General features: G+C 68.1%; 23 protein-coding genes and 1 tRNA gene. 17 read left to right on the top strand and 7 right to left on the bottom strand.

Going from position 1 to position 22461, the window contains the following annotated elements:
• Window positions 1–6: 6 nt before the first annotated feature.
• Complete coding sequence (locus AC5Y6X_RS00230) at window positions 7–996, bottom strand: NAD-dependent epimerase/dehydratase family protein (RefSeq protein WP_499983358.1); 990 nt, start codon at window positions 994–996, stop codon at window positions 7–9.
• Between the two features lie 83 nt (window positions 997–1079).
• Here AC5Y6X_RS00230 and AC5Y6X_RS00225 point away from each other — a divergent pair, with 83 nt between their 5' ends.
• A complete protein-coding gene (locus AC5Y6X_RS00225; RefSeq protein WP_499983356.1) occupies window positions 1080–1892 on the top strand; it encodes an SDR family NAD(P)-dependent oxidoreductase in 813 nt (270 codons plus the stop codon).
• Here the strand turns inward: AC5Y6X_RS00225 and AC5Y6X_RS00220 are convergent.
• Window positions 1889–2677 carry an SDR family NAD(P)-dependent oxidoreductase gene (locus tag AC5Y6X_RS00220; protein WP_499983355.1) on the bottom strand — a complete coding sequence of 263 codons (789 nt, stop codon included), beginning with the start codon at window positions 2675–2677 and terminating at the stop codon, window positions 1889–1891. The two genes, AC5Y6X_RS00225 and AC5Y6X_RS00220, sit on opposite strands and share 4 nt — an antisense overlap.
• A 57-nt stretch (window positions 2678–2734) precedes the next feature.
• Here AC5Y6X_RS00220 and AC5Y6X_RS00215 point away from each other — a divergent pair, with 57 nt between their 5' ends.
• The 3 genes from AC5Y6X_RS00215 to AC5Y6X_RS00205 all read left to right on the top strand — a co-directional run bounded on the left by AC5Y6X_RS00215 (window position 2735) and on the right by AC5Y6X_RS00205 (window position 5520).
• The gene (locus tag AC5Y6X_RS00215; RefSeq protein WP_499983353.1) at window positions 2735–3301 is read left to right on the top strand and encodes a carboxymuconolactone decarboxylase family protein; all 567 of its coding nucleotides are present in this window, start codon (window positions 2735–2737) and stop codon (window positions 3299–3301) included.
• Window positions 3302–3560: 259 nt separating this feature from the next.
• Entirely contained in the window at window positions 3561–5069 is a 1509-nt protein-coding gene (locus AC5Y6X_RS00210) for a glycoside hydrolase family 183 protein (RefSeq protein ID WP_499983351.1), read from the top strand.
• 64 nt (window positions 5070–5133) lie between these two features.
• Window positions 5134–5520 carry a DUF4189 domain-containing protein gene (locus AC5Y6X_RS00205; protein ID WP_499983349.1) on the top strand — a complete coding sequence of 129 codons (387 nt, stop codon included), beginning with the start codon at window positions 5134–5136 and terminating at the stop codon, window positions 5518–5520.
• Window positions 5521–5533: 13 nt separating this feature from the next.
• Here the strand turns inward: AC5Y6X_RS00205 and AC5Y6X_RS00200 are convergent, their stop codons facing one another.
• The 5 genes from AC5Y6X_RS00200 to AC5Y6X_RS00180 all read right to left on the bottom strand — a co-directional run bounded on the left by AC5Y6X_RS00200 (window position 5534) and on the right by AC5Y6X_RS00180 (window position 8027).
• Complete coding sequence (locus AC5Y6X_RS00200; RefSeq protein ID WP_324676309.1) at window positions 5534–6349, bottom strand: cutinase family protein; 816 nt, start codon at window positions 6347–6349, stop codon at window positions 5534–5536.
• A 69-nt stretch (window positions 6350–6418) separates the two neighbouring features.
• Window positions 6419–7099 (bottom strand): thioesterase II family protein, encoded by a 681-nt coding sequence (locus tag AC5Y6X_RS00195; protein WP_499983347.1) that lies wholly within the window; start codon window positions 7097–7099, stop codon window positions 6419–6421.
• Complete coding sequence (locus tag AC5Y6X_RS00190) at window positions 7096–7491, bottom strand: hypothetical protein (RefSeq protein ID WP_324676305.1); 396 nt, start codon at window positions 7489–7491, stop codon at window positions 7096–7098. The genes AC5Y6X_RS00195 and AC5Y6X_RS00190 overlap by 4 nt, the downstream gene beginning before the upstream one ends.
• Window positions 7492–7599: 108 nt before the next feature.
• Window positions 7600–7809, bottom strand: a complete 210-nt coding sequence (locus AC5Y6X_RS00185; RefSeq protein WP_324676304.1) for a hypothetical protein — start codon at window positions 7807–7809, stop codon at window positions 7600–7602.
• Between the two features lie 142 nt (window positions 7810–7951).
• Window positions 7952–8027 (bottom strand) — tRNA-Arg (locus AC5Y6X_RS00180).
• A 114-nt stretch (window positions 8028–8141) separates the two neighbouring features.
• Between AC5Y6X_RS00180 and argS the strand changes: the two genes are divergently transcribed.
• The 13 genes from argS to atpB all read left to right on the top strand — a co-directional run bounded on the left by argS (window position 8142) and on the right by atpB (window position 22425).
• A complete protein-coding gene (argS, locus tag AC5Y6X_RS00175) occupies window positions 8142–9794 on the top strand; it encodes an arginine--tRNA ligase (protein WP_324676302.1) in 1653 nt (550 codons plus the stop codon).
• Complete coding sequence (lysA, locus tag AC5Y6X_RS00170; protein ID WP_499983344.1) at window positions 9791–11218, top strand: diaminopimelate decarboxylase; 1428 nt, start codon at window positions 9791–9793, stop codon at window positions 11216–11218. Before argS ends, lysA begins: the two co-directional genes overlap by 4 nt.
• Window positions 11208–12533 (top strand): homoserine dehydrogenase, encoded by a 1326-nt coding sequence (locus tag AC5Y6X_RS00165; protein ID WP_499983343.1) that lies wholly within the window; start codon window positions 11208–11210, stop codon window positions 12531–12533. Before lysA ends, AC5Y6X_RS00165 begins: the two co-directional genes overlap by 11 nt.
• 11 nt (window positions 12534–12544) lie before the next feature.
• Window positions 12545–13621, top strand: coding sequence for a threonine synthase (gene thrC / locus AC5Y6X_RS00160; protein ID WP_324676672.1), 1077 nt, complete (start codon window positions 12545–12547; stop codon window positions 13619–13621).
• A 22-nt stretch (window positions 13622–13643) separates the two neighbouring features.
• Window positions 13644–14579, top strand: a complete 936-nt coding sequence (gene thrB, locus AC5Y6X_RS00155; protein ID WP_324676670.1) for a homoserine kinase — start codon at window positions 13644–13646, stop codon at window positions 14577–14579.
• 268 nt (window positions 14580–14847) lie between these two features.
• A complete protein-coding gene (gene rho, locus AC5Y6X_RS00150; protein ID WP_499983341.1) occupies window positions 14848–16734 on the top strand; it encodes a transcription termination factor Rho in 1887 nt (628 codons plus the stop codon).
• A 136-nt stretch (window positions 16735–16870) separates the two neighbouring features.
• Entirely contained in the window at window positions 16871–17122 is a 252-nt protein-coding gene (rpmE, locus tag AC5Y6X_RS00145) for a 50S ribosomal protein L31 (RefSeq protein WP_324676294.1), read from the top strand.
• 72 nt (window positions 17123–17194) lie between these two features.
• Window positions 17195–18268, top strand: a complete 1074-nt coding sequence (gene prfA / locus AC5Y6X_RS00140; protein ID WP_499983340.1) for a peptide chain release factor 1 — start codon at window positions 17195–17197, stop codon at window positions 18266–18268.
• The gene (prmC, locus tag AC5Y6X_RS00135) at window positions 18265–19113 is read left to right on the top strand and encodes a peptide chain release factor N(5)-glutamine methyltransferase (protein WP_499983338.1); all 849 of its coding nucleotides are present in this window, start codon (window positions 18265–18267) and stop codon (window positions 19111–19113) included. Before prfA ends, prmC begins: the two co-directional genes overlap by 4 nt.
• Window positions 19106–19759 (top strand): L-threonylcarbamoyladenylate synthase, encoded by a 654-nt coding sequence (locus AC5Y6X_RS00130; RefSeq protein ID WP_499983336.1) that lies wholly within the window; start codon window positions 19106–19108, stop codon window positions 19757–19759. The genes prmC and AC5Y6X_RS00130 overlap by 8 nt, the downstream gene beginning before the upstream one ends.
• A gap of 16 nt (window positions 19760–19775) precedes the next feature.
• A complete protein-coding gene (locus AC5Y6X_RS00125) occupies window positions 19776–20990 on the top strand; it encodes a glycosyltransferase family 4 protein (protein WP_324676286.1) in 1215 nt (404 codons plus the stop codon).
• A 231-nt stretch (window positions 20991–21221) separates the two neighbouring features.
• Entirely contained in the window at window positions 21222–21677 is a 456-nt protein-coding gene (locus AC5Y6X_RS00120; RefSeq protein WP_324676284.1) for an ATP synthase subunit I, read from the top strand.
• Entirely contained in the window at window positions 21670–22425 is a 756-nt protein-coding gene (gene atpB / locus AC5Y6X_RS00115) for a F0F1 ATP synthase subunit A (protein WP_324676282.1), read from the top strand. The genes AC5Y6X_RS00120 and atpB overlap by 8 nt, the downstream gene beginning before the upstream one ends.
• Window positions 22426–22461 lie beyond the last annotated feature (36 nt).

The following is a 22461-nucleotide window of genomic DNA, read 5'->3' as shown; positions in this document are numbered from 1 at the left end:
CGGCCCCTACAGCTTGCCGAGCCCGCGCAGCCACGAGATCAGCAGGCGCAGCCCGTCGTCGAAGGACATGGGCGCGTAGCCGAGGCGCCGGGTGGTCAGGTTGTCTGTGGATCTGGGCTTGCGACGTGTCTTGGCGGCGGACTCCGCGATGGCCATCAGGGTGGGCCCGAATTCTTCCGTCAGCGCCTCGGGATCCGTGCGATAGTCGAGATCCTCGACGCGGTGGTCTATTCCGGCGATCTCACACGCCCGATTGATGCCGCCGGCGGTGCTGAAGGTGTCCTCGGGCCGGCCGATCAGCAGGTACCGCTCGCCGGAAACCCCCTTGTCCAGCGCGGCGATCGCGCCCTTGACCACGTCCGTTCCCGCCACCCAGGTCACCGGAAAAGCCAAGTAGCGCTTGATCTTTCCGCGCATGCCCGCCAACAGCACCCGGTTGAAGCTGGTGCGGTGCAGGGCGCGTTCGACGACCAGGCCCGGCCCGAAGATCGCGCCGGGATGGCAGGTCAGCACGTCGTCGCCCGCGGCGGCACGCCGGTGCGCCTCCAGAAAGGCGGCGAGCTTGGTGACGGTGTAGGGGTCGCCCGGCGGGTTCTTCAGGACGGGCGCGTCCTCGAAGTCGGCACCGGTGCTCAGGTCGAGGAAGGTCGCCGTGCTCAGGGCGACCACCCGGCGCATGCCGTGGGCCCGGGCCGCGTCCAGGACGTTGGTGGTGCCGACCAGGTTGACGGCCTTGAAGTCCTCCAGGTCCTGGCTCGCGCCGCCCAGCAGGGCCGCGCAGTGAATGGCGGCCTCGGCGCCCTTCGCCGCCCGCAGCACGTCGCCGGCGTCGGTGATGTCGCCCTTGACCAGTTCCACACCGATCCCGGCGAGCGGCGCGGCGTCGTCGGGATTGCGAACCAGGGCCCGAACGCGGTCGCCCCGCGCGACCAACTGCTCGCACACGTTGCCGCCGGTCTGCCCGGTCGCGCCGGTGACGAGGATCGTGCTGGCCATGGCGGCCTCCCGCGTTGTTACAAATCGAACAGATTTAGTGAAGACTGTAAACCTCGAACTGCAATTGTTCTATAGTCAACTGCATGACCCTCGATCCCTCGAGCATTCTGCTGACCGACCGGGTCGCGGTCGTCACCGGCGGTGGCGCCGGCATCGGCCGCGGCATCGCGGCGGGGCTGAAGGCGTTCGGCGCGCGGGTGGCGATCTGGGAGCGCAACCCCGACTCGTGCGCGTCCGCCGCCGGGGAGATCGGCGCCCTCGGCATCACGGTCGACGTCCGGGACAGCGCCGCGGTGGACGCGGCGCTGGCGCAGACCCGCAAAGAACTCGGGACCGTGACGATCCTGGTGAACAACGCCGGCGGGGTCTTCTGGTCGGGCATCCTCGACACCAGCGAGAACGGTTGGGACGCGCTGTACAGGTCGAACCTGCGCCACGTCTACCTGTGCACGCAGCGGGTGGCGCGCGCCCTCGTCGAGCAGAAGCTGCCGGGCAGCATCATCAGCGTCACCTCGATCGAGGGTGTGCGCGCCGCGCCGGGCTACGCGACCTACGCGGCGGCCAAGGCCGGCGTCATCAACTACACCAAGACCGCGGCACTGGAACTCGCGCCGCACGGCATCCGGGTCAACGCGCTGGCGCCCGACATCACGCTGACCGAGGGCATCCGGCAGATTGCGCCGCCGGGCTCCGAGCGGCGGTTCGGCCTCACGGTCCCGATGGGCCGCGCGGGCCACGTCGACGAAATGGCCGGCGCGGCAGTCTTTCTCGCCTCCGACATGTCCAGCTACATCACCGGTCAAACCATCCACGTCGACGGCGGCACCCAGGCCGCGAGCGGTTGGTACCACCACCCGGAGACCGGCGCGTACGCGCTCGGGCCGACGAGCGGTTAGGCGCCGGTGTCCAGGCCGACGTGCGCGGACATCCCGCCGTCGATCGAGATCATCTGACCGGTGATGTAGCGGGACTGCTCGCTGGCCAGGAAAACGACGAGATCCGCGACGTCCTTCGGTTCCCCGAGGTAGGGCGTCAAGGTCGCGCGGCCCAGGCCGCCGATGATCTCCTCGGACAGGTGCGCGCGCACCGCGTCGGTGAGGATCAACCCGGGCACGACGGTGTTGGCCCGCACGCCGCGCTTGCCCTCGCTGGTCGCGACGTACATCGTCAGGGTGTGCACCCCGGCCTTCGACACCCCATAGGCCAGCCGGGTCCGGTCACCCGACAACGCCGCTCCGGACGACATGTTGACGATCGAACCGCCGCCGCTCTTGCGCATCTCGGGAATCGCGTGCCTGCACATCAGCAGCTGACTTCCGAGGTTGACGTCCAGGGACCGCCGCCAGACGTCCAGCGGGATCTCGCACACCGTCGTGTCCCGGGACAAAAAGTCGCTGGCGGTCAGCGCGGCGTTGTTGTGCAGAACGTCGACCCGGCCGAATTCCGCGACCGTGGATTGCACGGCGTCGCGCGCCACGTGCTCCTCGGCGAGGTCGCCACCCAGCGCGATCGCCCGCGCCCCGGTTCGCCGAATCTCGTCGGCGACCTCGGCGGCCCTCGCCTCGTCGACGTCGACGACCGCGACGGCGGCGCCCTCGCGGGCCAATTCGCGCGCGGTTGCCGCACCGATTCCGCCCGCGCCCCCGGTGACTATCGCGACCTTTCCGGCGAGTCGGGGCATCGGGTCCTCCAGATATCGGGGCTTTTCGGTGGCGCATTAGAACGTTAGCCTCATTAAATGCCGCGTATCGCGCCAATTCCGATGGAAGAACTCAGCCCGCATTCCCGCGAAATCGTGGAGGCCGGCGTCGCCGCCGGGCTCTATGCGACCCCGGTGCCCTTGCAGATCTTCGCCTACCGGAGCGCACAGCTCGATCAGGTGAACATGGCCAGAACCCACCTCGGTGCCGGGACCCTGCTCGGCGGCCGGATCCTAGAGCTGCTGCGCATCCGCAGCGCCCAGCTGGGCGAGTGCGAGCCCTGCAGCCAGTCGCGCAAGCATGACTCGATCACCGACGAGGATGTCGCGTGCCTGCTCGCGCCCGGTCACGGCGCGCTCACCCCGCAGGAGCGGATGGCCGTCGAATTCCTCGACCTGCTTGCCACCGACCACCACGCGATGGACGACGAGTTCTACCAGCGGTTGGGTGAGCATTTCACCGCGGCGCAGATCGTGGAGCTGGGATTCACCTGCGCCGGGGTGATGGGGGTGCACCGGTTCATCCACACCCTCGACGTCTACGGCGATTCACCGCCCGTCATCGGCTACGACCGGGATCAGGTCGACAGCATCAAGCCCGAGTAGCGGCGCGAGAACCGTTCGGCGCCAGCCGCTGTCGGACGGCTCGCTGCGCGGCACCCCGGCGTTTGCTGCGCGGCACGGATGACGGCTGCCCACCGTATACACGGGCGACGCCCGCAAATTTGCTGAAGCGGGTTGCGACACGGTCACGGAAGCATACCTATTCGCAGCTCACTGGTCTCAAAAGCCCCAGGAATCACTATCGTCACATGAGCAAGCCGCAGGCGTCAATGGACGTCTCGCCCCCCGAAAGGTGTGACACTTGTCGGCGATTCTTCGAAGCACTTCGCTCTGGGTGGTGTCGACGGCCGCCGTAGCATTCATCGCTGCGTTGGGCCCCGCACCATCGGCGAATGCCACACCGTGCGGCGCGCCCGAGGCGAACGTGGATCCTCCGGCCGCGCCGCCCGCCATGCCCGCGCCGCAGCCGACCGTGGTGCCGCCGACCGGGCGCAGGCCCACTCATACGAACGACCAGGCGCCGCTGCCGAAGTTGGGTCCGCTGATCCAGTCCTTCCTCAGGCCGACCGCCCCCGGTCAGCGCTACTCCGCGCCGATGCAGCCGCAAGCGGGGGTGGTGCCGCCGCCCGGGCCCAATCCTCCGACGCCGGGCCTCCCGCAGTCGCCGAACGCCACGCAGCTGCAGCCGAACGCGGCCCCGGCGCCGCCGCCGCAGCCCGCGCCCCAGCCGGCTCCCCAGCCCGCACCGGCTCCCCCCGCCTCGATCGCGGGCGCGCCGACGTCGCTGGTCGACTGGGTGACCGGACCGAACGGTCCCAACAAAACGTTGCAGCGCTTCGGGATCTCGGGAACCGACCTCGGGATCATTTGGGACAACGGCGATCCCGTCAACCGCCAGGCTCTGATGGCCTTCGGTGACACGTTCGGCTACTGCAAGGTCCGCGGCCAGGAATGGCGGTACAACGTGCTGTTCCGCAGTAACGACCGCGACTTGTCCCACGGGATCCACGTCGCCGACGGCGTGCCCAACGACCGGTACTCCGGCTCGCCGGTGTGGACCAACGGCCTGTCCAAGCAGGTCGTCAACACCATCCACAAGGCGGCGCACGAAACGGGAATCATTCCGACCTCGGGCATCGCGATCGGGCGAACCCAATACATGAACTACATGTCCATCCAGCGGTGGGGCCGCGACGGCGAATGGTCGACGAACTACTCGGCGATCGCGAGATCGATTGACAACGGCCAAAACTGGGGAATCTACCCCGGCACGATCCGCACCGCCTCGGCCGACGCGGTGCCGGGCGTCGGGTTCACGCCGGGGAACGAGAATTTCCAGATGGGGGCGTTCATGAAGGGTAACGACGGTTACCTCTATTCGTTCGGCACCCCGTCGGGACGCGGCGGTCCGGCGTTCCTGTCGCGGGTTCCCCCGAACGCCTTGCCGGACCTGACCAAGTACCAGTACTGGAACGGCGACAACGGCGGCCGCTGGGTGCCGAACAACCCGGGGGCGGCGACACCGGTCTTCCCGGGTCCGGTGGGCGAGATGTCCGCCCAATACAACAGCTATCTCAAGCAATACCTGGTGCTCTACACCAACGGTGGCAGCAACGACGTCGTGGCCAGGACGGCGCCCGCCCCGCAGGGACCGTGGAGCCCCGAGCAGCCACTGGTGTCGTCGTTCCAGATGCCCGGCGGCATCTATGCGCCGATGATCCATCCGTGGTCGTCGGGTCGGGACCTGTACTTCAACCTGTCGCTGTGGTCGGCGTACGACGTGATGTTGATGCACACCGTGCTGCCATAGCCTTCCGCTTGAGCCTTCTGCTTGACCTGCGGTGATGCCGCGTCTGTGGGATAGTGTTTGCCTGATGAAGAGGCAAGCGGCAGTAGCGTTCGCGGTCGGCGCGGTGGTCGTGGCGACGCCGCTCGCGCATGCCGACAACGACTGGATCGCGATGGCGATGTCGGACTCCACCGGGCAGATCAAGTTCGTCGACGGTGGGAAGAGTCAGGGCGCAGCGGAGCAGAAGGCGATGGAGGCGTGCCGCAAGACCATCAGCGACTGTCGCCTGCTGGCCAGCGGGCAGGGCGGCTGCATCGCGCTCGTCCTGAACGCCGCGAAGACCAAATACTTCGGAGGCTGGGGACCCACCCGCGAGGACGCGGAGGCGGCGGCCCTGGCGACCGCGGGCGGCGGGACGGTGCAAACCGGCCACGGCCACTGCCAAGGAGATCAGGCGGGCGGCGGGGGCTGAGCGAATCGCTCGATCAACCGCCAACGCCTCCCGTAAACGGAGACCCGACGGCGGTCGTCGGCGCGCCGGGAAGAGCGGCGGGCGGCCCGGGAAGAACAGTCGGCGCCCCGGGCACGGCGGTCGGCGGCGCGGCGAGATCGCTCACAACGCGACCGGCCGCAAAGGTCGCGCCCGTGTCGATCATCGCCACGTTGGTCGAGTACGTGTCGTGCGCGGCGAAATTCATCCCGTCGGAACAGATCGGGTCCCCGGGAGCGCATACCTTGATGGTCTTGGCCTGATACAGCGGCCCGATGACGACGGGCGGCTCGCCGAAGAAGTTCATCGCCTTGTCGGAGGGCAGTGCGAACAGCACGACCGAGGAGATGTGGTTGGCCACCTCGGGGTCCAGCGGTTTGGGCACGGTCGCCGGATCGATCCCGTTCGGCACGGCCGCCGAGGTGACGAAGCCCATCACGGCCGCGCCCTGCGAATACCCGCCGAGCACCATCTTGGTATTGGGGCAGTCGTGTGCCATCGAAACGACGTGCGCACCCGCGTCCCTGATGCCTTCCTCGCCCGCATTCGTCCAGTCATGGGTGGCGGGGTAGTTGACCGGATATACGTCGAGCGATTTCGCGCCGATGCGCGGGCGCAGGGAGTCGACGAACGCCTGCCCGGTCGGGCCGAGCCCGGGCGGGTCGTCGGTGCCGCGGGCGAATACCACCTGCACGTCGGGACACGGATCGGCGGAGGAGGAGGGGATCGCGGACGCGAGGACGGCGGCGCTGACGCCCGACGCCGCGACGGCAGCAGAGGCAAGGAAACGAGGGATCCGACGCGCGATCATGCGCCAGTATGCCCACAAATGCGATTCGCGAACCGCGGTTTTCAGTAACCGACCGGTTCGGCCAACGCGTCATGCCGCCGCGATCATCGACATCAGGGGGCGAAGCGTCTCGAACAGCGACTGCCGATCACGAATATAGAAGTGGCCGCCCCGAAGGATCCGCACGGAGAAGTCCCCGGTCGTCCGCGACCGCCATTCGTGCAAGTCGGATTCGCTGACCAGCGGATCCTCGCTGCCGCCGAAGACGTGAATCGGGCAGGGCAGTTCCGCGGCGGCGTCCTCCTCGTCCGTCATGCACAGCCGCAAGTCGTGGCGGGTGGCGGTGACGGCTCGCTCGTGCAGCGTGGGCCACCGCGTCAGTTGCGCCGGCAGCCCGCCCAGGTCGGACAGGAGCGTCGCGAGCTGGTGGTCGTCGAGCAGATCCACGACGTGCAGCGGCGGCCGCAGGTGCGGTGGGCCATACGCGGAGAGGAAGACCGCGCGGGGCAGCGGAGAACCCTGCGCCGCTCGCACGCACGCCAACCGGTACGCGAGCAGGGCCCCGAAGCTGTGGCCGAAGAACGAATGCGGCTGGGCCAGTTCGGATTCCAGCTGACCGTTCACCTCGTCGATGAGCTGGCGCAGCGTGGTGAAGCGCTGCCGGTCGGCGATCTCGACCGGAATCACCTCGACGGCCGGCCGCAGCGCCCTGTCCCACGCGTTGAATGCCAACCCGCCGCCCCCGGCGTGGTGAAAGCAGAACAACTTCACGATTGGCCGCCCGCGTTCAGCAGCTCCAGCTCCTCGGCCAGCGCGGCGACCATGGACCGGATCTGCTCCTCCGAGTGGCAGCTGGTGACAAAGAATCGGACGCCCGCTTTGTCCTCCGGCACGACGGGAAAAGCGATCAGGTCGGCATTGATGCCACGCCGGATCAGGGCGTCGGACAGGCGCAGCGCCTTGATCGAGCTGCCGACGATGCACCAGATCACCGGGGCGCCCGCGCCCGCGACGGTGTCGATGCCGGCTTCGCGGGCCAGGCCCAGGAAGAGCGCGGTGTTCGTCTGCAGCCGGCGGAAGTGTTCGACCAGCGCCGCGCGGCCGGTGGCCCTCCGTTTGGCGGCCGCGGGCGCGATCACGTCGAGGCTGGTGTTGGTGTTCATGCTGTGCTCCGTACCTTCGTGGGACCCGAATGGGCCGCGTTCACTGGTAGGAGCGTCGGACCCCGCTAACGCGGACAGGTTTTTCCGAAGAACTTTGGGAGCTCGGGATCACTCGTGATGCGTGTCTTCCCAACCCCACTCGTCGTCGTCCAGGACATCCACGGTGAGATCGTTGTCGGCGGGGCCCTGCGTCCCGTAGGCGAAGGTGAGCAGGGTGCGGTCGTCGTCAAGGGGTTCGGTCCGGATGACCGTGGCGTGCCCGATCTTCATGCGGATCTTGTCTCCGGGCTTCAATTCGTCGACGCGCTTAAAGGGCACGCGGACAGCCTCCTGCGAGTTCGGCGAGCACGGTGAGGCCGCTGGGGGGATACGCGTGTCATCGTAGACATGTGCGATCCGGCGCGACATCGCACACGGCTTTGCCGGTTCGGCCAAAATGGTAGTTGACCTGCGAAAATGCTGGTGCCCCCGGCAGGATTCGAACCTGCGGCCTTCTGCTCCGGAGGCAGACGCTCTATCCCCTGAGCTACGGGGGCGCTGGTACTTCCATGCTGCGCCATCGGGCCCCGACAGACTAACGCATCGCGGCGGCCGTCCCGTCACCGCAATGGATTCGGGCGTAGCCAGCGCAGCCAATAGGATGGACGCTCGTGACCCCCGCTGACCTGGCTGAGCTGCTCAAGACCACCGCCTCCGCGGTGTTGGCGCAGCGTGGCCTGGACACGGCGGCGCTGCCGCCGACGGTCACCGTGGAGCGGCCGCGTAATCCCGAGCACGGCGATTACGCCAGCAACCTGGCGATGCAGCTGGGCAAGCGGGTCGGCGCAAACCCGCGTGAGCTGGCCGGATGGCTCGCCGAGGCGCTGGCGCGGGCCGACGGCATCGCCTCGGCCGAGGTGGCCGGGCCGGGCTTCATCAACCTGCGCCTGGAGGCGTCGGCGCAGGCGGTGGTGGTCAACAACGTCATCGACGCCGGCGAGAGCTACGGTCATTCGGACGCGCAGGCCACCCACAGGGTCAACCTGGAATTCGTCTCGGCCAACCCGACCGGACCCATCCACATCGGGGGCACCCGCTGGGCCGCGGTCGGCGACGCGCTGGGCCGGTTGCTGACGACACAGGGCGCCGACGTGGTGCGCGAATACTATTTCAACGACCACGGCGCCCAGATCGACCGCTTCGTCAGCTCGCTGATCGCCGCGGCCAAGGGGGAGCCGGCCCCGGCAGACGGCTACGCGGGCACCTACATCACCGACATCGCCGCCCAGGTGCTGCAGCAGGCGCCCGACGCGCTGACCCTGCCCGAGCCGCAGCTGCGCGAGACCTTCCGCGCGATCGGTGTCGACCTGATGTTCACCCACATCAAGAAGTCGTTGCACGAGTTCGGCACCGACTTCGACGTCTACACCCACGAAGAGTCGATGCACACCAGCGGGCGCGTCGACCAGGCCATCGCCCGGCTGCGCGAGACCGGCAACATCTACGAGAAGGACGGCGCAACCTGGTTGCGCACCAGCGCTTTTGGTGACGACAAGGACCGCGTCGTGATCAAGAGCGATGGCAAACCGGCCTATATCGCCGGTGACATCGCCTACTACCTGGACAAGCGGCAGCGCGGCTTCGACCTGTGCATCTACATGCTCGGTGCCGACCACCACGGATACATCGCCCGGCTCAAGGCCGTGGCCGCCGCCTTCGGCGACGACCCGGCCACCGTCGAGGTGCTCATCGGGCAGCTGGTCAACCTGGTCCGCGACGGCCAGCCGGTCCGGATGAGCAAGCGGGCCGGAACGGTGATCACGCTCGACGACCTGGTCGAGGCGATCGGGGTCGACGCCGCGCGGTACAGCCTGATCCGCTCGTCGGTGGACACCCCGATCGACATCGACCTGGCGCTGTGGTCCTCAGCGTCGAATGAAAACCCGGTCTATTACGTGCAATACGCGCACGCGCGGCTTTCCGCGCTGGCCCGCAACGCCGCCGAACTGGGGCTCATCCCCGACACCGCGCACCTGGAGCTGCTCAGCCACGACAAGGAGGGGACGCTGCTGCGCACCATCGGCGAATTCCCGCGGGTGCTGAAAACGGCGGCGTCCCTGCGTGAACCACACCGGGTGTGCCGCTATCTGGAGGACCTCGCCGGTGACTACCACCGGTTCTACGACTCGTGCCGGGTGTTGCCGCAGGGCGACGAGCAGCCCACCGACCTGCACACCGCGCGGCTGGCGTTGTGTCAGGCTGCGCGCCAGGTCATCGCGAACGGCCTGGCGATCCTCGGAGTCACCGCCCCGGAGCGAATGTGAACGTCCACCCCGCGGGTCCCCGGCACGCCGAAGAGACCCGGCACACCGAAAGCCCGCCGCGGCCGCAATCCCCCGAGGAGCTGCTGCGGCTGGCGCCGAATGTGTGGCCGCGCAACACAACTCGCGACAAAGCCGGTGTTATCGGCATCGCCGGAGTGTCGGTGACCGACCTCGCCCAGGAGTACGGCACCCCGCTGTTCGTCATCGACGAAGACGACTTTCGATCCCGCTGCCGCGAGATCGCGTCGGCCTTCGGCGGCGGACAGCATGTGCACTATGCCGCGAAGGCGTTCCTGTGCAGCGAGATCGCGCGCTGGATCGACGAGGAGGGACTCTCGCTCGACGTGTGCACGGGCGGTGAGCTGGCGGTCGCCCTGCACGCCGGCTTTCCACCGGAGCGGATCACCTTTCACGGCAACAACAAATCCGTGGCAGAGTTGACGGCCGCGGTGAAAGCCGGTGTGGGCCATGTCGTTTTGGACTCGATGACCGAGATCGAGCGCCTGGACGCGATCGCGGCCGAAGCCGGCGCCGTCCAGGACGTGTTCGTTCGCCTCACCGTCGGCGTCGAGGCGCACACCCACGAGTTCATCTCCACCGCGCACGAGGACCAGAAGTTCGGCCTGTCGGTGGCGAGCGGTGCGGCGATGGCGGCGGTCGGCCGGGTGTTCGACGCCGACCACCTGCGCCTGGTCGGGCTGCACAGCCACATCGGTTCGCAGATCTTCGACGTCGCGGGCTTCGAACTGGCCGCGCACCGCGTCATCGGCCTGCTGCACCAGGTTGCCGACGAGTTCGGGCTCGACAAGACGGCACAGATCTCGACCGTCGATCTCGGTGGCGGCCTGGGCATTTCGTACCTGGCCTCCGACGACCCGCCGCCGATGGCCGAACTCGCGGCCAAGCTGAGCACCGTCGTCAGCAACGAGTCGGCCGCGGTGGGGCTGCCGACGCCCAGGCTGGTCGTCGAGCCCGGACGCGCCATCGCCGGGCCGGGCACCATCACCCTGTACGAGGTCGGCACCGTCAAGGACGTCGACGTGAGCGCCACGGCGAACCGGCGCTACGTGAGCGTCGACGGCGGCATGAGCGACAACATCCGCACCGCGCTGTACGACGCGCAATACGATGCCCGGCTGGTCTCACGCGTCAGCGATGCGCCGGCCGCGCTGGCCCGCATCGTCGGAAAGCACTGTGAGACCGGTGATATCGTCGTGCGCGACACGTGGGTGCCCGACGACCTGCGGCCGGGCGACCTGCTGGGGGTGGCGGCCACCGGCGCCTACTGCTATTCGCTCTCGAGTCGTTACAACATGATCGGCCGGCCGGCCGTGGTGGCCGTGCGCGCGGGGCGGTCCCGGCTGATCCTGCGCCGCGAGACGGTCGACGATCTGCTGAGTTTGGAGGTGAACCGTGCCCGGTGACGAAAAGCCGGTCGGCGTGGCGGTACTGGGATTGGGCAACGTGGGCAGCGAGGTTGTCCGGATCATCGAGCACAGCGCGCAAGACCTCGCCGCTCGCATCGGCGCGCCGCTGGTGCTGCGCGGCATCGGCGTGCGCCGCGTCGCCGCCGACCGCGGTGTTCCGATCGAACTGCTCACCAACGATATCGAGGAACTCGTCTCGCGCGAAGACGTCGACATCGTCGTGGAATTGATGGGCCCAGTCGAGCCGTCGCGCAAGGCGATTTTGCGCGCCCTCGAGCACGGCAAGTCCGTCGTCACGGCGAACAAGGCGTTGCTGTCCACCTCCACCGGGGCGCTGGCGCAGGCGGCCGAAAGCCGCAACGTCGACCTCTATTTCGAGGCGGCGGTCGCGGGCGCCATCCCGGTCATCCGCCCGCTCACCCAGTCACTGGCCGGCGACACGGTGCACCGGGTGGCCGGCATCGTCAACGGCACCACGAACTACATCCTTTCCGCGATGGACAGCACCGGTGCCGACTACGAGAGCGCACTGGCCGACGCGAGCTCGCTCGGCTACGCCGAGGCAGACCCCACCGCCGACGTCGAGGGCTATGACGCCGCCGCCAAGGCCGCGATCCTGGCGTCCATCGCCTTCCACACCCGGGTGACCGCCGACGACGTCTATCGCGAAGGCATCACCGACATCACCCCGGCCGACTTCGTGTCGGCGCGGGCATTGGGCTGCAACATCAAGCTGCTGTCCATCTGCGAGCGCATCACCACCGACGACGGCCAGCAACGGGTTTCGGCCCGCGTCTACCCCGCGCTGGTGCCACTGTCGCACCCGCTGGCCACGGTGAACGGGGCGTTCAACGCCGTGGTCGTCGAGGCCGAGGCCGCCGGCCGGCTGATGTTCTACGGCCAGGGGGCGGGGGGCGCTCCCACCGCATCGGCGGTGGCCGGTGACCTGGTGATGGCCGCCCGCAACCGGGTGCTGGGCAGCCGCGGCCCGAAGGAGTCCAAGTATGCCCAACTACCCATCGCACCAATGGGTTTCATCAACACTCGGTACTATGTCAGCATGAACGTCGCCGACAAGCCCGGCGTATTGTCCTCGGTGGCAGCGGAATTCGCCAAGCGCGAGGTGAGTATCGCCGAGGTCCGCCAGGAGGGAGTGGTGGATGAGGGCGGGCAACGGGTGGGAGCCCGCATCGTGGTGGTCACTCACACCGCCACCGACGCCGCGCTGTCCGAAACCGTCGATGCGCTAGCCGATTTGGACTCCGTCTATCGCGTGGCCAGCGTGCTGCGGCTCGAAGGAACCACCCTATGAGTACGCCCCGGATGACCCGGACGGCGACGCACCAACCGTGGCCGGGTGTGATCGCGGCGTACCGCGACCGGTTACCGGTCGGTGACGATTGGACTCCGGTCACGCTGCTCGAGGGTGGAACCCCGCTGATCGCCGCGACCCGTCTCTCGGAAAAGACCGGCTGCACCGTCCATCTCAAGGTCGAGGGGCTCAACCCCACCGGCTCCTTCAAGGACCGCGGCATGACGATGGCCGTCACCGACGCGTTGGCCCGTGGCCAGCAGGCCGTCCTGTGCGCGTCGACGGGAAACACCTCGGCCTCGGCGGCGGCGTATGCCGCGCGTGCCGGCATCACCTGCGCGGTGCTGATCCCGCAGGGCAAGATCGCGATGGGCAAGCTGGCGCAGGCGGTCATGCACGGCGCCAAGATCATCCAGATCGACGGCAACTTCGACGACTGCCTGGAGCTCGCCCGCAAGATGGCCGCCGACTTCCCGACGATCTCGCTGGTCAACTCGGTCAACCCGGTGCGCATCGAGGGGCAGAAGACGGCGGCGTTCGAAATCGTCGACGCGCTGGGCACCGCACCGGACATACACGCTCTGCCCGTCGGCAACGCGGGCAACATCACCGCCTACTGGAAGGGCTACACCGAGTATCACCACGAGGGCGTGATCGACAAGCTGCCCCGCATGCTGGGCACCCAGGCCGCCGGCGCCGCGCCCCTGGTACTGGGCCACCCGGTCAGCCACCCCGAGACCATCGCGACCGCCATCCGCATCGGCGCGCCGGCGTCGTGGACGGCCGCGGTTGCGGCGCAGCAGCAATCCAACGGGCGCTTCCTGGCCGCCACCGACGAGGAGATCCTCGAGGCGTACCACCTGGTCGCCAGCTGCGAGGGCGTGTTCGTCGAGCCGGCCTCCGCCGCCAGCATCGCGGGTCTGCTCAAGGCCGTCGAGGACGGTTGGGTGGCCCGCGGGTCGACGGTGGTGTGTACGGTGACCGGCAATGGCCTCAAGGATCCCGACACGGCGCTGCGGGACATGCCGAGCGTGTCCCCCTTGCCCGTCGATCCTGTGCTCGTCGTAGAGAAGTTGGGGCTGGCGTAGTGGAAGTCTCCCGGTGACCCGGATGCTGCCCGCGGGGCTGGTGGCGAGCGCCGTGGTGTCGGCGTCCAGTGCCAACCTCGGCCCCGGTTTCGACAGCCTCGGCCTGGCGCTGAGCCTGTTCGACGAGATCGTCGTGGAGACAATGGATTCCGGCTTGGTCGTGGAGGTCGACGGCGAGGGCGCCGGTCAGGTGCCAATGGGTCCCGAGCATCTGGTGGTGCGTGCCGTCGAGTCAGGGCTGCGGGCCGCCGGGGTCAGGGCCGCCGGCCTGGTGGTGCGCTGCAGCAACGCCATCCCGCATTGCTGCGGCCTGGGTTCTTCCGCGGCGGCGGTGGTCGGGGGCCTGGCGGCGGTGAACGGCCTTGTGGCACAGACGGATTCGAAGACCCTGAGCGACGCGGAGCTGATCCAGCTGGCCTCGGAGTTCGAGGGCCACCCCGATAATGCGGCCGCCGCGGTGTTGGGTGGCGCGGTGGTGTCCTGGATCGACCGCACGGGTGCGCAGCCCAGGTACTCGGCGGTGCCGCTGCGGCTTCACCCCGACATCCGTCTGTACTGCGCCATCCCCGAAGAGCGCTCGTCGACCGCGGAGACCCGGGTGCTGTTGCCCGCCCAGGTCAGCCACGACGACGCGACTTTCAACATCAGCCGCGCCGCGTTGCTGGTGGTGGCGCTGACCGAACGACCGGATCTGCTGATGGCGGCCACCGAAGACGTGCTTCACCAACCGCAGCGTGCCGCCGCGATGCCCGCCTCGGCGGAATATATGCGCCAGCTCCGGCGTAATAAGGTGGTAGCGACACTTTCGGGGGCTGGTCCATCGCTCATCGCGTTCAGCACGGAGCCGGAGCTACCCTCGGAGGTGCTGGAGTACGGTGCCGCGAATGGATTTACCGTCACCCAGATGACCGCCGGCGAAGGAGTTCGCTGGAGCCCGGGAGTCACGGTTCCCAGTTGATCCACAGCGTGGCCGGAGGGTTTGCTTGCTTCCGGCAAGGATGCGGGTTATCCTCGGAGCCGTCCAGCAATCGCAGAATCTGCATCTGCAAACATACTGCCTTGCCGCTAGGACAACACCAATTCTTCTCGTGAACGAGGTTCGCCGCATACTCCGCCGATCAAGGCGATCACCGTTGCAGAGTCGATGATTGGTCGCACTCGGCAATTTGGCTGAATGCAAAACGAACCCCCGTATCACGTGATCAGCGGGGGAAGAAAGGAAATCCGTGACTGATACGGACCTGTTCACGGCGAGCGAAAGTACCGATGGCGATCGGCCGTCGGACCCCGTGAACACCGACAAACCAGACGCCAAAAGCCCAGACGCCAAAAGCGATGTCTCGGTTGGCTCCCTGTCCACCATGGTGCTGCCCGAGCTGCGCGCGCTGGCCAATCGAGCCGGCGTCAAGGGGACGTCGGGCATGCGCAAGAACGAACTGATCGCGGCGATTCAGGAAATCAGGGGACAGGCCAACGGCGCGTCGGCCCCCAGCGCCCCGCCTGACGCCGACGACAAATCCGACACGGCGACCGCCGAAGCACCTGCGGCCCAAGGGGAACAGGGCGATTCGGCCGACGAGGCCCCGCGCCGCGAACGGCGTGATGCCTCCCGCGACGCCGGATCGGTCACCCGCACCGCCGAGGAGGCGGATCGCAAAGACGCCAAGGACGCCAAAGACGGCAAAGAGGACGCCAAAGAGGGCGCCAAAGATGGCCCCAGAGAGGGCAAAGCCTCCGGCGAGTCCCGCCAGGGCGGCCAGCAGGACACCAAGACCGAGGAACGCGGCCAGGGCGGCGGCGATCGGCAAGGCTCCGGCGGTCAGCAGGGTCGTGGCGGCTCGAACCAGCAGGACGACGACGGCGAGGGCCGTCAGGGCCGGCGGGGACGCCGCTTCCGCGACCGCGACCGCCGGCGCCGCGGTGAACGAGGCGGCGACGGCGCCGACGCCGAATTGCGCGAGGACGACGTCGTCCAGCCGGTTGCCGGCATCCTTGACGTCCTCGACAATTACGCGTTCGTGCGCACCTCCGGCTACCTGGCCGGCCCGCACGACGTCTACGTCTCGATGAACATGGTCCGCAAGAACGGCCTGCGCCGCGGCGACGCGGTGACCGGTGCCGTTCGGGTGCCCCGCGAGGGCGAGCAGCCCAACCAGCGGCAGAAGTTCAACCCGCTGGTCCGCCTCGACACCGTCAACGGCGGATCCGTCGAGGACGCCAAGAAGCGGCCCGAATTTTCCAAGCTGACGCCGCTGTACCCCAACCAGCGGCTTCGCCTGGAAACCACTCCCGACCGGCTGACCACGCGGGTCATCGACCTGATCATGCCGATCGGCAAGGGGCAGCGCGCGCTGATCGTGTCGCCGCCCAAGGCCGGCAAGACGACGATCCTGCAGGACATCGCCAACGCGATCACCAAGAACAACCCGGAATGCCACCTCATGGTCGTGCTCGTCGACGAGCGGCCGGAGGAGGTCACCGACATGCAGCGCTCGGTCAAGGGCGAGGTCATCGCCTCCACCTTCGACCGCCCGCCGTCGGACCACACCCAAGCCGCCGAATTGGCGATCGAACGCGCCAAGCGGCTCGTGGAGCAGGGCAAGGACGTCGTGGTGCTGCTCGACTCGATCACCCGCCTGGGGCGCGCCTACAACAACGCGTCGCCCGCGTCGGGCCGGATCCTGTCCGGCGGTGTCGACTCCACCGCGCTGTACCCGCCGAAGCGCTTCCTGGGCGCCGCGCGCAACATCGAGGAAGGCGGGTCGCTGACCATCATCGCCACGGCGATGGTGGAGACCGGATCCACCGGTGACACGGTCATCTTCGAGGAGTTCAAGGGCACCGGCAACGCCGAGCTCAAGCTGGACCGCAAGATCTCCGAACGCCGGGTCTTCCCCGCCGTCGACGTGAACCCGTCCGGCACCCGCAAGGACGAGCTGCTGCTGTCGCCGGACGAGTTCGGCATCGTGCACAAGCTGCGCCGCGTCCTGTCGGGCCTGGATTCCCACCAGGCCATCGACCTGCTGATGTCGCAGCTGCGCAAGACGAAGACCAACTACGAGTTCCTGGTGCAGGTGTCCAAGACGACGCCCGGATCGATGGACAACGACTAAGCCGCAACGCCCGATACGCCGCGCCCAACGTCTCGACGCGATCCGCGCGCCGGGAATGCCCGAACCCTCCCCGCTGTTTTGGGCAGGTGGCGGTTGACCTGGCATAATCGACGATCGACGACCCGAAGAGGACAGCATGAAAACCGACATCCACCCGGCCTACGAGCCGACCACCGTGCACTGCGGGTGCGGGAACACCTTCGAGACCCGCAGCACCAAGCCCGGCGGCCACATCGCCGTCGAGGTCTGCTCGCAGTGCCATCCCTTCTACACCGGCAAGCAGAAGATCCTGGACAGCGGCGGCCGCGTGGCCCGCTTCGAAAAGCGCTACGGCAAGCGCAAGGGCGGGGCCGCGGAGGCGCCCGCGCAGGAGCAGGCCGACAAATAGCCGGCTCACCGACGCCCGAACTGTGCATCCGCACGGGCCGGGCGTCGGTTTGTGTTTGCGGGAGGAGGTGACATGACGGAGCCGGTACAGACCATCGACGTGCTGCTCGCCGAACACGCCGCGCTCGAGCAGCGGCTGGCCGACCCCGAATTGCACAGCAATCTCGCCGAGGCGCGCAAGGCCGGCCGCCGCTTCGCCCGGCTCGCCCCGATCATCGCCACCTATCACAAGCTGGAGTCCGCGCGCGGGGATCTGGAGACCGCGCGTGAACTCGCCGCCGACGACGCATCGTTCGCCGACGAGGTCACCGAACTGGAATCCCGCGTCGCAGACCTGGACACCCAGCTCACCGACATGCTGGCGCCGCGCGACCCGCATGACGCCGACGACATCGTGCTCGAGGTCAAATCCGGTGAGGGCGGCGAAGAATCGGCCCTGTTCGCCGCGGACCTGGCCCGGATGTACATCCGCTACGCCGAGCGGCATGGCTGGAGCGTGACGGTCCTGGACGAGACCACGTCGGACCTGGGCGGCTACAAGGACGCGACGCTCGCGATCGCCGGCAAGGGCGACACGGCCGACGGTGTCTGGGCGCGGATGAAGTTCGAGGGCGGTGTGCATCGGGTGCAGCGCGTCCCGGTGACGGAATCCCAAGGCCGCGTGCACACTTCGGCGGCGGGCGTGCTGGTCTATCCGGAGCCCGAGGAGGTCGCCGAGGTCCAGATCGACGAGTCGGACCTGCGCATCGACGTGTACCGCTCGTCGGGCAAGGGCGGGCAGGGTGTCAACACCACCGACTCCGCGGTGCGGATCACGCACCTGCCCACCGGGATCGTCGTCACCTGTCAAAACGAACGCTCACAGTTGCAGAACAAGACCCGGGCGCTGCAGGTGCTGGCCGCGCGCCTGCAGGCGATGGCCGAGGAGCAGGCGCTGGCCGACGCGTCGGCGGATCGGGCCAGCCAGATTCGCACCGTGGACCGCAGCGAACGGATTCGAACCTACAACTTCCCGGAGAACCGGATCACCGATCACCGAATCGGTTACAAGGCCTACAACCTGGACCAGGTTCTCGACGGTGACCTGGACGCGTTGTTCGACGCGCTGAGCGCCGCCGACAAGCAGGCGCGGTTGCAACAGGCATGACGGTCCTGCGGCGCGCAATCGACTCTGCTGCGGCGCAACTGGCCGAAGCGGGAATCGATTCCGCGCGTTTCGACGCCGAGGAGCTGGCCGCCCACCTGACGGGCACCGATCGCGGCCGGCTGAGCCTGGTCGAGTCGATCGACGACGAGTTCCTCGGCCGTTACCGCGACGCCGTCGCCGCGCGCTCGCGACGGGTGCCGTTGCAGCACCTCATCGGAACCGCGGCGTTCGGACCGGTGGTGCTGCAGGTCGGCCCCGGCGTGTTCATACCGCGCCCGGAGACCGAGGCCATGTTCGCCTGGGCGACCGCGCAGCGCCTCGACACAAGGCCCCTGATCGTCGACCTGTGCACCGGATCCGGCGCCCTGGCCGTCGCGCTGGCCTCGCACCGGCCGGCCGCCCGGATCATCGGCGTCGATGACTCCGACGCGGCGCTCGAATACGCCCGCCGCAACGTCGAAGGCACCGCGGTCGAACTCGTCCGCGCCGACGTCACCGCCCCGGGCCTGCTTCCCGAGCTGGACGGACGGGCCGACCTGGTCGTCGCCAACCCGCCGTACGTACCCGACAGCGCCGTCCTGGAACCCGAAGTGGCCCAACATGATCCGCCGCACGCGGTGTTCGGCGGGCCGGACGGCATGGCTGTGATAATTGCCGTGGTGCGCCTCGCCGGGCGCTGGCTGCGTGCGGGCGGCCTCTTCGCCGTCGAACACGACGACACCGCGTCGTCGCGTACTGTCGAATTGGTCCAGAACACAGGGCTTTTCGATGACGTCCGGGCCCGGCACGACCTGACCGGCCGGCCGAGGTTCGTGACAGCCCGCAGAAGGGGGAGAGGTGGCTGAGATATTCGACTGCGCCGACCCCGACCAGCGCGCGCTGGGAATCTCCTCGGCGGTCGGCGCGCTCAAGGGCGGCCGGCTGGTCGTCATGCCGACGGACACCGTGTACGGCATCGGCGCCGACGCCTTCGACAGCACGGCGGTGACCGCGCTGCTCGCGGCGAAGGGACGCGGCCGTGACATGCCGGTCGGCGTGCTCGTCGGTTCGTGGCACACCATCGAGGGGCTGGTCTACGCGATGCCCGACGGGGCGCGCGAGCTGATTCGCGCGTTCTGGCCGGGCGCGCTGAGCCTGGTGGTGACCCAAGCGCCGTCGCTGCAATGGGATCTCGGCGATGCGCGCGGCACCGTGATGCTGCGCATGCCGCTGCACCCCGTCGCGATCGAGCTGCTGCGCGAGGTCGGGCCGATGGCGGTCTCCAGCGCCAACGTCTCGGGCCGTTCACCCGCGGTCAACGCCGACGAGGCGCGCAACCAACTCGGCGACCTCGTCGACGTCTATCTCGACGCCGGCCCGTCGGAGCAGCAGGCCGCGTCCACGATCGTCGACCTGACCGGGGCGGCCCCGCGCATCCTGCGGGCGGGACCGGTGAGCGCCGAGCGAATCGCGGAAGTGCTCGGGACGGACCCGGAAAGTTTGATCGCGTAGTAAGCGGTACGGTCTCGTGGTGTCCAGCGGCCCAGCCAGCGATCTAGCCAGTCTTGCCGGTGGTTTGCTCGCTCTGTCCGACCGCGGCACCGGTGTCCCGCTGCGGGAGCTTGCGCTCGTCGGGCTGACCGCGGCGATCGTCACCTACTTCGCCACCGGGCCGGTGCGGGTGCTGGCGACCCGATTGGGAGCGGTCGCCTATCCGCGCGAACGCGACGTGCACGTGACCCCGACGCCGCGCATGGGCGGACTGGCGATGTTTCTGGGCGTGGTGTCCGCCGTCTTTCTGGCGTCGCAGCTGCCGGCGCTCACCCGCGGGTTCGTGTACTCCACGGGAATGCCCGCGGTGCTGGTGGCCGGCGCGGTGATCATGGGCATCGGGCTGATCGACGACCGCTGGGGGCTGGACGCGCTGACCAAGTTCGCCGGTCAGATCACCGCGGCCAGCGTGCTGGTCACGATGGGTGTGGCGTGGAGCGTCATCTACATCCCGCTGGGCGGCGTCGGCACCATCGTGCTGGACCAAGCCTCGTCGATCCTGCTCACCCTGGCGCTGACGGTGTCGATCGTCAACGCAATGAACTTCGTCGACGGGCTCGACGGGCTGGCCGCCGGGCTGGGACTCATCACGGCGATGGCGATCTGCATGTTCTCGGTCGGCCTGCTTCGCGACCACGGCGGCGACGTGCTGTTCTATCCGCCCGCGGTGATCTCGGTGGTGCTCGCCGGGGCCTGTCTGGGTTTTCTGCCGCACAATTTCCACCGCGCCAAGATCTTCATGGGCGACTCCGGCTCGATGCTGATCGGGTTGATGCTGGCCGCCGCGTCCACGACCGCCGCCGGCCCCGTCTCGCAGAACGCCTACGGCGCTCGCGACGTCTTTGCTCTGCTGTCGCCGTTCTTGCTGGTGGTGGCGGTCATGTTCGTGCCGATGCTCGACCTGCTGCTGGCGATCGTGCGTCGCACCCGCGCCGGCCGCAGCGCGTTCAGCCCCGACAAGATGCACCTGCATCATCGGTTGCTGCAGATCGGCCATTCGCACCGTCGGGTAGTGCTGCTCATCTATCTATGGGTGGGGATCGTCGCCTTCGGGGCGGCGAGCACGATCTTTTTCAACCCCCGGGTCACCGCCGAGGTGATGCTGGCCGCGATCGTCATCGCGGGCGTCGCGACCGCGATCCCGCTCCTGCGCCGCCGCGACGACTACGAAGACGAGAGCTACGACAGATAGTAGTAGTGACGGCCCCTTTTGTGGTACGGTGCAGCTAGAACCCCGAAAACAACCTCGCGGGTTGCCGGCCACCCGGCCCGTCGGACCCCTGTCCGATCGCGCCGATTCACGACCGACATAGGGAGCTACCCCTTGGGTGATTCCAGCGCGACGACTGCGATACGCTCGGCGGGCCACCGATCACTCGATCGGGGCGTTCCCGTTCCACCAACCCGGGATTGAGGTGCTGCAGTGACGACACCAGCGCAGGACGCGCCGTTGGTGTTTCCCTCTGTTGCTTTCCGTCCGGTTCGGCTGTTCGTGATCAGCGTCGGCATCACCGCGCTGGCGTTGCTCGGCGCCGGATTGGCCGGTCACCTCATGGTCGGTGCATTCTTTGGCGTTGGGCTGCTGTTGGGTTTGCTCAACGCCCTCTTGGTCCGTCGTTCGGTTGCCTCGATCACCGCCAAAGATCACCCGCTGAAAAGCTCGATGGCGCTCAACTCGGCGTCGCGGCTGGCGATCATCACCGTCGTCGGGCTGATCATCGCCTACTTGTTCCGGCCCGCGGGGCTGGGCGTGGTCTTCGGCCTGGCCCTTTTCCAGGTGCTGTTGGTCGCGTCGACCGCGCTGCCGGTCTGGAAGAAGCTGCGCGCGGGCGGGGCGGGACAGGCAGTGACGGAGGAAGGGAGCACCAGCGATGACTGAGACGATCCTGGCCGGTGCCCAAATCGAGGTCGGCGAGCACACCACGGCGACGTGGCTCGGGATGACCGTCAACACCGACACCATCCTGTCGACCGCGATCGCCGCGGTGATCGTGATCGCGCTGGCCTTCTTCCTGCGCGCCAAGATCACCTCGAGCGGTGTTCCCAGCGGGGTTCAGTTGTTCTGGGAGGCGCTCACCATACAGATGCGCAACCAGATCGAGAGCGCCATCGGGATGCGCATCGCGCCGTTCGTGCTGCCGCTGGCGGTCACCATCTTCGTGTTCATCCTGATCTCCAACTGGCTCTCGGTGCTGCCGCTGCAGTACACCGACAAGTCCGGGCACACCACCGAGTTGCTCAAGTCGGCGGCGGCCGACATCAATTACGTGCTGGCGCTGGCGCTTTTCGTGTTCGTCTGCTACCACGTGGCCGGGATCTGGCGCCGCGGCATCGTCGGGCACCCGATCAAGGTGCTCAAGGGGCACGTGGCGTTCCTGGCGCCGATCAACGTGGTCGAAGAGTTGGCGAAGCCGATCTCGTTGTCGCTGCGACTCTTTGGCAACATCTTCGCCGGCGGCATCCTGGTCGCGCTGATCGCGCTGTTCCCGCCGTACATCATGTGGGCGCCCAACGCGATCTGGAAATCGTTCGACCTGTTCGTCGGGGCGATCCAGGCCTTCATCTTCTCGATCCTGACGATCCTGTACTTCAGCCAGGCCATGGAACTCGAGGAACACCACGACTGACCGCTACCAGACAAGCCACAGATAACGCGAGATAAA

It is taken from the genome of Mycobacterium sp. NGS26, assembly GCF_059813025.1.
Note: the sequence above shows the minus strand (reverse complement) of the source record. Positions and strands in the feature narration are given on the sequence as shown.

Excerpts from the sequence above, each read along its gene's own strand:
- AC5Y6X_RS00230 (WP_499983358.1), bottom strand. The coding sequence starts at position 996 with ATGGCCAGCACGATCCTCGTCACCGGCGCGACCGGGCAGACCGGCGGC.
- AC5Y6X_RS00225 (WP_499983356.1), top strand. The coding sequence starts at position 1,080 with ATGACCCTCGATCCCTCGAGCATTCTGCTGACCGACCGGGTCGCGGTC.
- AC5Y6X_RS00200 (WP_324676309.1), bottom strand. The coding sequence starts at position 6,349 with ATGATCGCGCGTCGGATCCCTCGTTTCCTTGCCTCTGCTGCCGTCGCG.
- prfA (WP_499983340.1), top strand. The coding sequence starts at position 17,195 with ATGACGGAGCCGGTACAGACCATCGACGTGCTGCTCGCCGAACACGCC.
- AC5Y6X_RS00205 (WP_499983349.1), top strand. The coding sequence starts at position 5,134 with ATGAAGAGGCAAGCGGCAGTAGCGTTCGCGGTCGGCGCGGTGGTCGTG.
- rpmE (WP_324676294.1), top strand. The coding sequence starts at position 16,871 with ATGAAAACCGACATCCACCCGGCCTACGAGCCGACCACCGTGCACTGC.
- atpB (WP_324676282.1), top strand. The coding sequence starts at position 21,670 with ATGACTGAGACGATCCTGGCCGGTGCCCAAATCGAGGTCGGCGAGCAC.
- thrB (WP_324676670.1), top strand. The coding sequence starts at position 13,644 with ATGCTGCCCGCGGGGCTGGTGGCGAGCGCCGTGGTGTCGGCGTCCAGT.
- thrC (WP_324676672.1), top strand. The coding sequence starts at position 12,545 with ATGACCCGGACGGCGACGCACCAACCGTGGCCGGGTGTGATCGCGGCG.
- prmC (WP_499983338.1), top strand. The coding sequence starts at position 18,265 with ATGACGGTCCTGCGGCGCGCAATCGACTCTGCTGCGGCGCAACTGGCC.
- AC5Y6X_RS00190 (WP_324676305.1), bottom strand. The coding sequence starts at position 7,491 with ATGAACACCAACACCAGCCTCGACGTGATCGCGCCCGCGGCCGCCAAA.
- AC5Y6X_RS00220 (WP_499983355.1), bottom strand. The coding sequence starts at position 2,677 with ATGCCCCGACTCGCCGGAAAGGTCGCGATAGTCACCGGGGGCGCGGGC.
- AC5Y6X_RS00215 (WP_499983353.1), top strand. The coding sequence starts at position 2,735 with ATGCCGCGTATCGCGCCAATTCCGATGGAAGAACTCAGCCCGCATTCC.